At 43.5% G+C, this 13,284-nt stretch carries 11 protein-coding genes; 7 read left to right on the top strand and 4 right to left on the bottom strand.

What is annotated here, in order from left to right; all coding sequences use genetic code 11:
- Nucleotides 1-20: 20 nt before the first annotated feature.
- A complete protein-coding gene (locus OCV61_RS11525) occupies nucleotides 21-899 on the bottom strand; it encodes a DegV family protein (RefSeq protein ID WP_158421959.1) in 879 nt (292 codons plus the stop codon).
- A 301-nt stretch (nucleotides 900-1,200) separates the two neighbouring features.
- On the opposite strand from OCV61_RS11525, the gene OCV61_RS11520 reads away from it, so the two are divergent.
- The 7 genes from OCV61_RS11520 (at nucleotide 1,201) to OCV61_RS11490 (ending at nucleotide 7,594) form a co-directional block, all read left to right on the top strand.
- Nucleotides 1,201-1,737, top strand: a complete 537-nt coding sequence (locus tag OCV61_RS11520) for a TetR/AcrR family transcriptional regulator (protein WP_158421958.1) — start codon at nucleotides 1,201-1,203, stop codon at nucleotides 1,735-1,737.
- Between the two features lie 129 nt (nucleotides 1,738-1,866).
- Nucleotides 1,867-2,343 (top strand): COG2426 family protein, encoded by a 477-nt coding sequence (locus OCV61_RS11515; protein ID WP_158421957.1) that lies wholly within the window; start codon nucleotides 1,867-1,869, stop codon nucleotides 2,341-2,343.
- A 53-nt stretch (nucleotides 2,344-2,396) separates the two neighbouring features.
- Complete coding sequence (locus OCV61_RS11510) at nucleotides 2,397-2,963, top strand: flavodoxin family protein (RefSeq protein ID WP_158421956.1); 567 nt, start codon at nucleotides 2,397-2,399, stop codon at nucleotides 2,961-2,963.
- Between the two features lie 160 nt (nucleotides 2,964-3,123).
- Nucleotides 3,124-4,227, top strand: a complete 1,104-nt coding sequence (locus OCV61_RS11505) for an ABC transporter ATP-binding protein (RefSeq protein ID WP_158421955.1) — start codon at nucleotides 3,124-3,126, stop codon at nucleotides 4,225-4,227.
- A 12-nt stretch (nucleotides 4,228-4,239) separates the two neighbouring features.
- Nucleotides 4,240-5,130 carry a carbohydrate ABC transporter permease gene (locus OCV61_RS11500; RefSeq protein WP_158421954.1) on the top strand — a complete coding sequence of 297 codons (891 nt, stop codon included), beginning with the start codon at nucleotides 4,240-4,242 and terminating at the stop codon, nucleotides 5,128-5,130.
- A 2-nt stretch (nucleotides 5,131-5,132) separates the two neighbouring features.
- Nucleotides 5,133-6,008, top strand: coding sequence for a carbohydrate ABC transporter permease (locus tag OCV61_RS11495; RefSeq protein ID WP_158421953.1), 876 nt, complete (start codon nucleotides 5,133-5,135; stop codon nucleotides 6,006-6,008).
- On the top strand, nucleotides 6,005-7,594 hold the full coding sequence (locus tag OCV61_RS11490) for an ABC transporter substrate-binding protein (RefSeq protein ID WP_158421952.1): 1,590 nt from the start codon (nucleotides 6,005-6,007) through the stop codon (nucleotides 7,592-7,594). Before OCV61_RS11495 ends, OCV61_RS11490 begins: the two co-directional genes overlap by 4 nt.
- Nucleotides 7,595-7,978: 384 nt before the next feature.
- On the opposite strand, the gene OCV61_RS11485 is transcribed toward OCV61_RS11490, so the two are convergent.
- The 3 genes from OCV61_RS11485 to OCV61_RS11475 all read right to left on the bottom strand — a co-directional run bounded on the left by OCV61_RS11485 (nucleotide 7,979) and on the right by OCV61_RS11475 (nucleotide 12,939).
- Complete coding sequence (locus tag OCV61_RS11485; protein ID WP_158421951.1) at nucleotides 7,979-8,767, bottom strand: hypothetical protein; 789 nt, start codon at nucleotides 8,765-8,767, stop codon at nucleotides 7,979-7,981.
- 239 nt (nucleotides 8,768-9,006) lie between these two features.
- On the bottom strand, nucleotides 9,007-10,059 hold the full coding sequence (rsmH, locus tag OCV61_RS11480; protein ID WP_158421950.1) for a 16S rRNA (cytosine(1402)-N(4))-methyltransferase RsmH: 1,053 nt from the start codon (nucleotides 10,057-10,059) through the stop codon (nucleotides 9,007-9,009).
- Between the two features lie 753 nt (nucleotides 10,060-10,812).
- Nucleotides 10,813-12,939 (bottom strand): sodium-translocating pyrophosphatase, encoded by a 2,127-nt coding sequence (locus OCV61_RS11475; protein WP_173729056.1) that lies wholly within the window; start codon nucleotides 12,937-12,939, stop codon nucleotides 10,813-10,815.
- Between the last annotated feature and the right edge of the window lie 345 nt (nucleotides 12,940-13,284).

Genomic DNA, 13,284 nt, shown 5'->3' with positions numbered 1-13,284 from the left:
TGTTCCGTACTGTGCACATTTTAACTAATGGATGGATCCTGTACAATGCTGAATCCCATACCGTATACTCCCGGGCCGGTGTGGCTACCTACACTGAAGGACAAATGATCGTAATAAACCTGTACCTCAGGGAACATCTCCTGGAGCATAGCCTGCCATTCTCTGGACTCTTCCAGACTCAGACCTGACCCTGCTGCCCCGATCCTTACATATTTAGAATCGATCCCTGGAAAACGTTTTTCCAGATCCTCTTTCAGTGCCTTCAGCATGATGGCTTTTGCCTTCTTCATGCCTCGTGTTTTGGCAAAAGCATCCAGCTTCTCTCCCTGGATCGTAAGTACCGGCTTGATATGAAACACAGTACCAAGAGCGGCAGCTGCAGGCGTGATCCTGCCTCCCTTTTTCAGATATTTCAGATCATCAACTGCAAGAAAAATGCTGGAATCATAGGCTCTTTTTTCCAGATCCTCACGGATCTCTCTGGCAGATCTGCCCTCGTTTGCCATATGCAGTGCTTCCATTACAGCAATACGCATAGTAACAGAAATACGATGGTTATCTGCTACCTGTACCTTTCCCTGGAAATCCTCTGCAAGTCCAATGGCAGTAGCACAGGAACTGCTTAAACCACTGGACATGGGAATATGGATGATCTCATCATAACCCTTAGACAGGATTTGCTTCCACATATCCATCACATCACCAGGGGAAGGCTGGGATGTAGATACATCATGACCTTCTATAAGACTTTCATAAAAAAAGCGTTGCTCCAGATTGATTCCTTCATAATATGTTTGTTCGTTAATGATCACCGGCATAGGAAGTAAAAATATCCCCAGCCTGTCTGCTTCTTCTTTAGTGATACCGCTGTTACTGTCTGTCATTACGGCAGTTTTCATACCTTAAGCTCCCTTCCAAAACCCTTCTGCTCTCTCCACCAGGAAGATTACTCTTCTCTAAGGAGTAAGTTATCATAGGTTTAACTTCTCATCTAACATCTTGCAAATTTTCCTGCTTTCGATATAATCAAAATAATCCTAACTGTTCAGTACCTTGCAATTATCTATCAGGAAAATGCATTCCAAAACACCTTCGGTGCTGGCTTTTGATTACAATAATCACATGTGACGAATTGTAACACTTTCCAAATAAAGATTCAATTCTTTTTTTCAAACTGTGACAATGTAAGGAGATTTGTTCATGAACATCCATAAAAAGAACCCATCCAACTTATTAGCGCGGAAGTGTATTGCAGCTGCCCTTAGTCAACTTCTGAAAGAAAAGAGTTTTTCTTCCATCACGGTTTCCGAACTTACCAAGAAAGCTGGTGTTTCCAGAATGACCTATTACCGGAATTACTCTTCCAAGGAAGATATTTTTGAAGCCTACCTGGAGGATGCCCTGATCTTCTATGATAAAGATATCCAAGCCCTTCCCATTAAGGGAAATTACTATGATGCATCCAATCTGACCCATTATTTTACCTACGTTAAAAAACACCATGAATTTCTGGACAATCTTTTCAAATGCGGATATGGTCACCTTTTCCTGAATGCCATTGATCAATATGTAATGTATCGCTGGAAGAAAGAGGATGACAGCCTGGACCATATTTACAGACTTCATGCTTTCAGCGGTGCACTTTACAATTCCTACATCCACTGGTCTTTGGGTGGTGCCAGAGAATCTCCTGAAGAAATGGCAAAGGCACTTCGCCTTGTATTCGCAGACACATAAGGCTGATCCTGCCCCTTTTCACTTGAAAATTCACTGTCCCTGGCGTATAATAGCGGTCAGATAATCATAAAGGAAAAGACTGCTGCCACACAGATCTTTGGCAGAAAATATTATGAAAAGGAGATTTCCATGAAAAATTATCTTATTGTGTTTCTGATTTCCATGCTTCCCCTGATCGAGCTTCGAGGTGCCATTCCTTATGCTGTTGGATTTGGTCTTCCTCTTGTGCCATCCTACATCATTGCAATTATCGGGAACATGCTTCCTGTGCCATTTATTTATCTGTTTGCCCGTAAGATCCTGATCTGGGGAAAGGATAAACCAGTGATCGGTAAGTTTTTCACTTTTTGCCTTGAAAAAGGTGAAAAAGGCGGGAAAAAGCTTCAGGAAAAAGCTGGAAGAGGACTTTTTATTGCGCTTATGCTTTTCGTAGGCATCCCACTTCCTGGTACAGGTGCATGGACCGGTACCCTTGCAGCCAGTCTTCTTGACATGGATTTTAAATCCAGTGTTCTGGCAGTTATGCTGGGTGTATTGATTGCAAGTGTGATCATGGGTGCTGCCAGTGCCGGTCTGTTTGGTGCTGCAGGTGCTATTTTCAGTTAAGAACAGAGACTATAAATATTTTGCTACTATATGTAAGAAAGGATGTATCACAAATGAAAGTTTTACTTTTAAATGGCAGTCCAAGAAAAGAAGGCTGTACTTACACCGCACTTTGTGAAGTAGCCGGCGTTTTAAATGCAAATGGCATTGAAACAGAGATTTTCCAGGCTGGAGATCCTTCCCAGGAAAACGTAAAAGCTGCTGCTCAGAAATTAAAAGAATCCGATGGACTTGTAGTTGGCTCCCCAGTATATTGGGCTTCCCCAAGCGGACAGATCATCCAGTTTATGGATAAGCTTTGCTCCCTTGCAGGCAAAGATCTGCTGTTCAAGCCTGCTGCAGCTGTTGCATCTGCCAGAAGAGCCGGCACCACCGCTACCCTGGACGTACTGCTGAAATATTTCTCCTATCACCAAATGCCAGTGGTTTCTTCCAATTATTGGCCTATGGTTCACGGCAATACCCCGGATGAAGTACGTAAAGATGCAGAAGGTCTTCAGATCATGCGTAATCTGGGTCAGAATATGACCTGGCTTTTAAATTGTATTGAGGCAGGCAAAAAAGCAGGGATCCACCACCCGGAAACAGAAAAGAAGATAATGACCAACTTTATCCGATAATGTGATCTGTATATCAGCAAAGATCCATATATCAGGTATTTGAAAAAAGGGAATGTTGTATGCACACAACCTTCCCTTTCTTTTCATATTTATAACTGTTCCGTACATTTACAATATTATCCGGACAGTTACCCACATTTTTCTACAGGAGAGTTCCCATATGAAAATCATCTTAAAAAACATTACCAAAACCTTTCCTTCCAGATCACGCCGCGTCCATACTCCGGTTACTGCTGTGGATCATTTCAGCTTTGAGATTCCGGACGGACAGCTGATCGGACTTTTAGGACCTTCCGGCTGCGGCAAAAGCACTACCCTGAATATGATCTGCGGACTGGAAACACCTACAGAAGGACAGATTTTTTTCGGAGATCAGGATGTGACCAGCCTACCTCCTGAAAACCGTGGTGTAGGCATGGTCTTTCAGAACTATGCCCTTTACCCACATCTTACCGTACTGCAGAATATTCTCTTTCCCCTTCAGAATCTGAAAGGAAAAAACAAGCTGTCCAAGCAGGAAATGTTAAATCGTGCCCAGGAAGCTGCACGTCTGGTACAGATCCAGGAATTGATGGACCGTAAGCCAGGAGAGCTGTCCGGTGGGCAGCAGCAAAGGGTTGCCATTGCCCGGGCACTTGTAAAAATGCCTCATGTCCTTCTTCTAGATGAGCCCCTTTCCAACCTTGATGCCCGTCTCCGTCTCCAGACAAGAGAAGAGATCCGCAAGATCCAGAAGGCTACAAAGATCACCACTGTTTTCGTTACCCATGATCAGGAAGAAGCCATGAGTATTTCTGACTGTATCGTAGTAATGAAAGATGGCCTTGTGCAGCAGACCGGCAAGCCTCAGCAGGTATACGATGACCCCTGCAATCTTTTTGTTGCCAGATTTCTCGGAACTCCTCAGATCAATGTATTTAAAGGCTTCAGCAAAGACGGAGGCATTTATCTGAACGATCAAAAAATCCTTTCTGCAAAGAATCTGCCGGATCAGGAGCTATATATAGGGATCCGGCCGGAAGGATTTATCCTCAGGGAGGATGGACCTCTCTCCTGCCAGCTTTCGGGAATAGAAGTGATGGGCAGGGATATCAGTGTGGTATCCACACATCCGGCCTGCGAAAATCAGGCCATCCGATCCATTATCAGTGCAGAAAACAAGGTGGATCTTTCTTCTTCTGTGGTTCATTTTGCATTAAAACCAGGCAAGGTCTTTCTGTTTGACCGGGCGACCGACGCGCGGATCCCTGCAGATCTGGCATGACAGGAGGCAGCTATGAAAAAAAGAAATTATAAAGGCTGGCTGTACCTTCTGCCTGCCATATTATTCCTTGGCGTTTTTATGGTATATCCTCTCATCGATGTATTTATTTACTCCTTTGAAGAGGGTTATAACTCTGCCTCCCAGACCTATTATGGCACAGGCTTATATAATTATTCCTACGTGCTTCACGACACCTATTTTTTGCAGGCAGTGAAAAACACCTTTATCCTTGTGATCATCACCGTACCTTTGTCCACACTTTTGTCACTGCTGATCTCCATGGCAGTAAGCAGTATCAAGGCACTGAAAAACCTGTTCCAAACCGTTTATTTCCTGCCTTATGTGACCAACACTCTGGCAGTGGGACTTGTATTTATGATCCTTTTCAAAAAAACAGCCTACACAGACGGCCTGATCAACCTGATGCTGGCCTGGTTCGGCAAAGGGCCTGTGGATTTCATTGACGGCCCTTATTGGGCAAAAATGTTTGTGCTGTGCTTTTACACCATTTGGGTTGTTATGCCTTTTAAGGTCCTGATCCTGACAGGCGCCTTGGCTTCTGTAGACAAAAACTACTATAATGCAGCCCGGGTAGACGGCACTTCCAGATTCCGTACTTTTATAAGGATCACCCTTCCCATGATCTCACCTACGGTGTTTTATCTGGTGATCACCGGATTTATCGGTGCTTTTAAGGCCTATAGCGATGCAGTTGCCTTGTTTGGTACGGATCTGAACGCAGCAGGTATGAATACCATTGTAGGATATGTTTATGACATGCTATATGGCAATGGAGGCGGTTATCCATCCTATGCTTCAGCCGCAGCCATCATCCTTTTTGTGATCGTGCTCACCATCACCTGCATCAACCTGCTTGTAAGTTCCAGCAAAAAGAGGATATAACCATGAAAAATCAGATTGACTACATAAAAATCAAAGCTTCTGCCAGGCGCAGACGTAGATTCAGCCAGATATGCCTGTATACACTGCTTAGCATCTGGGGACTGATCGTACTTTTTCCATTTTACTGGATGCTTCTAACTTCAGTAAAAAATTATAATTCCTATAACAGTGAGCATATTCCCGCTTTCTTTACTCTGTCGCCTACCCTTCAGAACTATAAAGATGCATTTACCTCAGTTCCACTGGCACGGTATCTGGGAAACACCCTGTTTTTCACAATTGTAACCACAGGGATCATGATGATCGTGATCACATTGGCGGCCTTTGCTTTTGCCAGACTGTCCTTTCCAGGCAAAAACCTGATGTTCACCCTGTTTCTTTCCCTGATGATGATTCCCAATGAACTTGTGATCATCACCAACTTTGTTACGATCACAAACCTGGATATGCGTAATACCTTTGCCGGACTGATCCTGCCCTCTATCACATCGGTATTCTATATTTATCTGCTGAAAGAAAATTTCCAGCAGGTTCCAGACGAGCTGTACAGGGCAGCCAAGGTGGATGGTACATCAGATCTGAAATATCTTTGCAAAGTCATGATCCCCATCTGCAAGCCTACTATGGTTACCATTGGGGTACTGAAAGTGATCGAGTGCTGGAATTCCTATGTATGGCCCAGACTGATCACAGATAATCCGGATTACTATCTTGTTTCCAACGGGATCCAGGAAATCCGCGAAAACGGCTTTGGCCGCGAAAATATCCCAGCCATGATGGCGGCGGTTGTGGTCATTTCCCTGCCCTTGATCCTTTTATTCCTTGTATTCCGCAAAAAGATCATGTCCGGTGTATCGAAAGGAGGAATCAAAGGATGAAATTACATACAAAGCCCCTGCTTCTTCTTACACTGACAGCCTGTCTGCCTCTTTTTGCAGGCTGCCACGGCTCCAAAGAACAAACTTCCTTCTCTGTACCGGAAGCCTTTGATACCTCCAAGGATTATGAGATCACGTTCTGGGCCAAAAATGATACCAACAAAACCCAGACCGATATTTATAAAAAAGCCATCTCTGATTTTCAGGAGCTGTATCCCAATATTACTGTAAACATCCGTCTGTATACAGATTACGGCAAAATCTACAATGATGTGATCACCAATATTGCCACAGACACTACCCCGGATGTATGTATCACTTACCCTGACCATATTGCCACTTATCTCACCGGACAAGGTACAGTAGTACCTCTGGATGACCTGATCGCAGATCAAAATTACGGCCTGGGCGGCAGCGAACTGACCTTTGATTCTCCATCCAGTGATGAGATCATCCCAAAATTCCTGGATGAATGCTCTTTTGACGGCCATTATTATGCACTGCCTTTTATGCGCTCCACTGAAGCCTGCTATGTAAATAAGACCTATGTGGAAGCCCTTGGCTATACTCTTCCCGAAACTCTGACCTGGGATTTTGTATGGGAAGTGTCCGAAGCAGCTATGAAAAAGGATTCAGACGGAAAGTTTCTGATCAACGGACAGGATGTGATGATTCCTTTCATATACAAGTCTACGGATAATATGATGATCCAGATGCTGAAGCAAAAAGGGGCAGGATATTCCACTTCTGATGGTGAGATCGATCTGTTTAACGACACAACCAAAGAACTGTTAAATACTATAGCAGCCCATGCCAAAACAGGTGCTTTCTCCACATTTAAGATTTCCAGCTACCCAGCCAATTTCCTGAATGCAGGCCAGTGTATTTTTGCTGTGGATTCCACTGCAGGCTCTACCTGGATGGGTACCAATGCTCCATTGTGTGATATCAGCGACAGTGCACTGGTAGACTTTGACACAGAAGTGATGACCATTCCACAGTTTGACCCTGATCATCCTTCCATGATCTCCCAGGGGCCTTCGGTATGTATCTTTAACAAAAAAGATCCCCAGGAGGTACTGGCTTCCTGGCTGTTCACCCAATATCTTCTGACCAATGATGTGCAAACTGCCTATTCTGAAACAGAAGGTTATGTTCCGGTTACATCCAAAGCCCAGAACAGTGACCAATACCAGGATTATCTGTCCAAAGCTGGTGAGGATAATAACGCCCACTATAACATTAAGATCCAGGCCTCCAGGCTGCTTCTTGACAACATGGCTAATACCTTTATCACCCCGGTATTTAACGGCTCTGCTTCTCTTAGAGATGCTGCAGGACAGCTGATCGAAACTGTTACCAAATCTGTCCGCAGGAAGCAGGAAGTCAATGATGATTTCATAAAGAAGCTGTACAGTGACGTTTCTTCCCTGTATCATCTGGACCAGGCAGATAGCGCTTCCGGAGGTAAAAAAGATCTGGGACCACTGCCTGGCACCGCCATGCTGCTTCTTGGTTCCCTGGCAGCCGCCTGGATCCTGATTCTTATATATCTGCTGCTCCGCCATTTTTGCAAAAGCAAGTAATCCCTACAGGGATTTCATATGCCAGACAGCGTTAGCAGCCTGCCTGCACCTTTTCTGAATGACAAAAATCCCGCAGCCTGACATAACTGCCACAGCTGCGGGATTTCTATTCTTATTATTATCTTAATTCTTGTTTGTTAGATTCTTTTTACAATTCAAGAATGCCTCGGCATTCTTGCTGCGAGGTGCGCGTCATGCAATTGCATGACATACTTCTCCTGCGCACCTCTGCAATCCTGCCGGAGGCTATATCAGCTGGGGGATTGACTCCCATCACTGATACCAGCTTGTTGCTCACCACCTATAGAGGTGGGAGTCATCTCCCAGCTGATATATCTTTTTATCCTTCTGCTATCACCTGATAAGCGAGATCATCCGCCTCAATTATTCTGCAGGTGTAACAGAGATGATGTGTGGATTCACACCCTCATACCAGTACAGGAAGCCTTCCATATCGATCTTGTCACCGATCTTCAGACCCTCAACTGCCTTGTATACATCAGAATCCTTGTCGCAAAGATAAGACTCGACAGTAAATGTATATGTCTCTCCATTGTAAGAAACATTAAAATACAGGTCATCACCCTGGCTTCCGGATCCATCATAGTTGTAAAGGAAAGCCACATCCTCACCATCAAGCTGAGAAGCCTCTACTGTCATGCCTTTAAAAGATACATACTCATTCTGATGGTCGATCAGCTCATCTTTTCCAAGAAGATCTGTAACATCAAGAGCTTCTGCCACATATTCTCCATCCTCGATCTCAAAGGTCGCATCTGTGATCTCCACTTCTCCTGACCACTCAGCCTTATATCCTGTAACCTTAATCTTTGTTCCAGGAACCAGCTTATCATAATCTTCTTCAGAGCAGGCCATATTGTAAACAAAGTAAGCACCGTCTTTGTCCTGTGTATAAACGGTTGCCTTATCTTCCCACCAGCTCTGCTTTGCCTGAACATAAGTCTCTACAGTAACCTCTGAATCCAGGTCAGCATCCATGTACTCCTGATAAGTCATTACGCCTTCAGATTTCTCCTCTGCAGCTTCATCCTGTGCATCTGCATCAGTCTCCTGTGCTTCTGTTGCCTCCTCAGCTGTGTCCTCAGCCATAACTGTACACGGCAGTGCAGCTGTTAATGAAAGTGCTAACAGTACAGCAATACGTTTCTTCATAATATCCTCCTTTGGCCCGTTTTACACGGATATGTTGGTGTCTTGTAACTGTCTTACTTCCCGGCAGTTACTGTGTCTTTTCAAAAAGACCCTGTGTCTATTATACCCTATAATCCAGGAAAATCAACAATCATTTCTTCCATACAAGGCCAATTACTTTCCTGACTTATTTCTTCTTAGGCTTATATCTTCTCAGGCTGATATCTTCTCAGGCTGATTTTTTCTTGGCAAAGCCAAAACTACCGCTTCACCGCCCAGCGCATTTTAGTAGAATGTGCTCTTGGATTCCCGGCACACTCTTTTGCAGATGGACGCACCACATCCCTGGAATAATCCTCATAAATCCCAGCCTTGTATCCCTCCTTCAAAGCCCTCTTCACCAGCTTATCCTCTCCGGAATGGAATGTAAGGATGGCAGCCCTTCCGCCTGGCTTTAACGCACCGGGAAGCTTTTCCATAAACTCATATAAAACTTCAAATTCATTATTAACATCGATCCTTAAAGCCTGAAAGGTCCTCTGACAGGTTTTCTTCACTGTTTCCTTTCTGTCCTTCTCAGGAATAAAAGACAAGGTTTTCTCGATTACCTGTCGAAGCTTAAAAGTAGTATCTATATGATTTCCCTTTCTCACCTCATCCGTAATAGCCTTTGCGATTTCCTCACAATATGGTTCATCTGCATTTTCTTCAAGCATACCAGCCAGTTCTTCTTTTGTAATTGTATCCAGTCGCTGTGCTGCACTGATCCCCGCTTCCTGGTTCAGGCGCAGATCCAGCGGACCATCTGTTTTAAAAGAAAAACCTCTTTTCGGATTATCGATCTGCATGGAAGACACACCCAGGTCAGCCAGAATAAAATCAAAACCGCCAGCATCCTTTGCAATCTGATCGATCGTACAGAAATTCTGCAAACGTATTGTAAGCAAATCTTCTCCAAATCCCTGCTCTTCCAGTCTCTTTTTTGTTTTTGCAGCCTCTTCATGATCTACATCTGTAGCATAAATATGGCCTTGTCCTTTCAGGCACTTAAGCATAGCCTTGGTATGACCTCCATATCCCAATGTAGCATCAAAGCCAGTCTGCCCGGGCTGGATCTGCAAAAAGTCCAGAATCTCATTTACCATAATAGAAATATGCATCCCTGCCGGTGTATTTCCTTTCTGGATCACATGCTGAACCGTATCCTGATATTTTTCCGGCTGCAGCTCCTTATATTTCTCCTCAAATTTCCTTGGGTATTTTCCTTTATATCGAACCCGCCTCTTATGCGGTGTCTGTGATTCCTGTGTCATTCTTTCATGCTCCTTTCTATGCGGCATCACAACTTATTCATTCAGCATACTTTTTAAAATTCTCTTTTTCAAGTTTTACCCTGCTATGCTTACCGCATTATCTTTTACATCCTTAATTGTCTTCATCACCAAAGAACAGATAAACATCAGGTATGTCAACTATTCAATAACAGTCAATGGATTGGTAATACCTCCCGCCCAAATATCTGTCCAAATCTTATCCACCTTGTTTTTAATTGCACCTGTAATCATCGTTTACCACCTTATTTTTACTCACTGATCATTAATTTCCTTATGCGGCTTCTTGATGTATTTACCGCTATAGATTTTGAAATTTTTAGGCTTTTCTACAACGTCCACCTGCCTAATTGATTGGGATTCCATATCTCAAATTACTTTTCTTCTAAAAAACATGATTTTCATCCACTAATTCACTATGAATTGTAAGCTAACCTGCAAATAATGTCAATTTATTTCGCTTATAGAGATTGGTCTCCAAAAAAGAGTAGGAAAACAACAACTGACAAAAGAGTATCGTTCGTTGCAGGGCAGAAAAGATCTTGGTTATATATCACGGGAGAAATCCGAAAACGAAGCCCTGATATATAAACATATCTTTTCTTCAACCTGCAAAAGCAGCATACTCAATTTGTCAATTATTATTTTCCAGTATTTCCCCACCCTCAAAAAGGCCTCCACCCAGACGGATGAAGGCCTCTTCTTCAGGGATACCCCTGCACCTATTCTTTTCTTTTAGCGGATCAAAGTAATGGTTGAAAACAGGGAAGCAAGTGTATTGGCTACTGTAGACATACTCTTAATAAAGATATCCAGAGCAACACCTACAACGTCCTTTCTTGTATCACCAACTGTATCACCAGTAACAGCTGCCTTATGCGCTGCAGAACCTTTGCCGTGGCCCGGCAGAGCTTCACTCTCAATATACTTCTTAGCATTATCAAATGCACCACCGGAATTACCCATAAACAGTGCTCTTGGAATAGCAACGATAGTTGCACCTACCAGAATACCGCCAACAAACTGTACACCGAAAACAAATCCACCGATCACAGGAATGCAAAGAGCCATAATAGATGGCACTACCATTTTCTTCAAAGCCTGGTTAGCAGCCATACTAATCAGCTTGTTGTAATCCGGTTTTACTTTGCCTTCCAATACGCCAGGAATAGACAGCATCTTGTCACCCTCATCTGCCATCAGCTTAGCAGATTCGATGGTATTGTCAGTAAGCATAGCTGAGAAATACTCGATCAGTGCACCACCGATCAATCCACCTGCAACAACGATAAAGGAAGCGATATTCAGAACCGGCTCCTCCCCATTTGCAGTATAATTACCAACATAGGCAACGATCAGGGAAACAGTTGCAAATGCAGCAGAACCGATAGCGAAACCTTTACCGATAGCTGCTGTAGTATTACCTACAGAATCAAGCTTATCTGTAATCACCCTGACCTTATGCTCCAGGTGGCAGGACTCTGCCAGCCCGCCTGCATTATCTGCGATAGGACCAAATGCATCAATAGAAACAGTAGCACCTACGAAAGAAAGCATACCAAGTGCAGAAATAGCAATACCATATGTACCGCTGATCTTACCTGAGACAAACAATGCAACACCAATGATCAGAATTGGGAACAGTGCAGAACGGGAACCAATCGCATCACCTTTGGTGATAACAAATGCCTCGCCCTCTGTAGCCATCTTGGCAAGTTCCTGGGTTGGTTTGTATTTGTCACTTGTATAGTACTCTGTAATACTTCCAATGGCAATACCACTGATGATGCCCAGGATACTGGAGATCCACGGAGAAGCCCATCCGGCTTTCATTTCAGAATACAGTTCAACATTTCCAAATAATACATAAGATGCGATCAGGCTGAGAATAACCGTAAGTCCCGCAGAAATCCATGTTGCAAGATTCAGCTCTCTTGATGGATCATTACCCATCTTACGAACAGAGGCATAGGTAAGTCCGATCAGACATCCGATCAGTCCCACTCCTGCAAGGATCACTGGGAAAAGAATCATCCGTGTGAATGTTTCTTCCGGAATGGTTACAATATCATTTACAAACAGAGTGACAGCAATCATAATGGAGGCAGCGATAGTAGCTACAAAACTCTCCAGAAGGTCAGAGCAGTTACCTGCAATATCATTAACATTGTCACCAATAAAGTCTGCGATTACGTTGGGTACACGGCTGTCATCTTCAGGCATGTCATGACGGATCTTAGCAAGGATATCAGAAGAAATATCTGCAGCCTTGGTATAGTTACCGCCTGCAACCCTGTTAAACATGGCAACAATGGAGCATCCCAGAGAATATGTTGTAACTCTCATAATAGAAGGATTACAGTTCATGTTCGCAATAAGTCCATGACCGGTAGCATCTGCATCAATCCCCCAGATGATCAGCACCAGGAGAAGGCCGAACATACCAAAAGCCTGAACTGCGATACCACTCACACTTCCACCACAAAGTGCAACCTTTACGGTCTCACCGATGGAAAGTGACTCGCGTGCTTTATTTGCAGTACGCACATTTGCATAAGTGGCACTCTTCATACCAATGATGCAGACAAGACTGCTCATCAGACCACCCATAAGAAAAGTAATACCACTTGTTGCTTCTACAAATAAACTAAATACCAGAGCAATAATGATCCCGATAATGGCGATCACCTTAAACTCCGCTTTCAGAAATGTACCGGCTCCACTGCGGATGATCCCGGCCATCTCTACCATCTCGTCTGTTCCTTCTTCAAGCTTCTTAACCTTCACGTAATTGAAGAATACAAAGACGAACGCAGCAACTACTACAACCAATACTGCGTACCAGATAAGTGAACTATTCATTAGTTCCACCCCCATTATATAATATTTTGCAAATGATACTGCTGTCATGCGTCACCTATCTCAGCCTTAGGAAACGTATTCCCTGTACCATATATGCACCCTTTAAAATACCTTCTCCCTGCCGGATCCATATGCCAAACACCCCTGAAAAGCACTGTCAAATCCAACAGGTTCAACTTCTTTCCCAATTTAGCATAAGGATATCATATTTTTTCCTATTATGCAAGGTAGTTTTTTATTTTACTTGTATATTTTTACCTGTATAGTTTTTTGCATGAACTTTATATTTTGTGTTTTCGCACAGTTCAGCATAATATTCTCGATCTGTTTTTGTTATATTTTTCA

The sequence above is a fragment of the Blautia ammoniilytica genome (assembly GCF_025566965.1).
In the GTDB taxonomy this organism is placed as follows: Bacteria; Bacillota; Clostridia; order Lachnospirales; family Lachnospiraceae; genus Blautia_A; species Blautia_A ammoniilytica.
The sequence above is the reverse complement of the archived record's forward strand: the minus strand, read 5'-3'. Positions and strand labels throughout refer to the sequence as shown.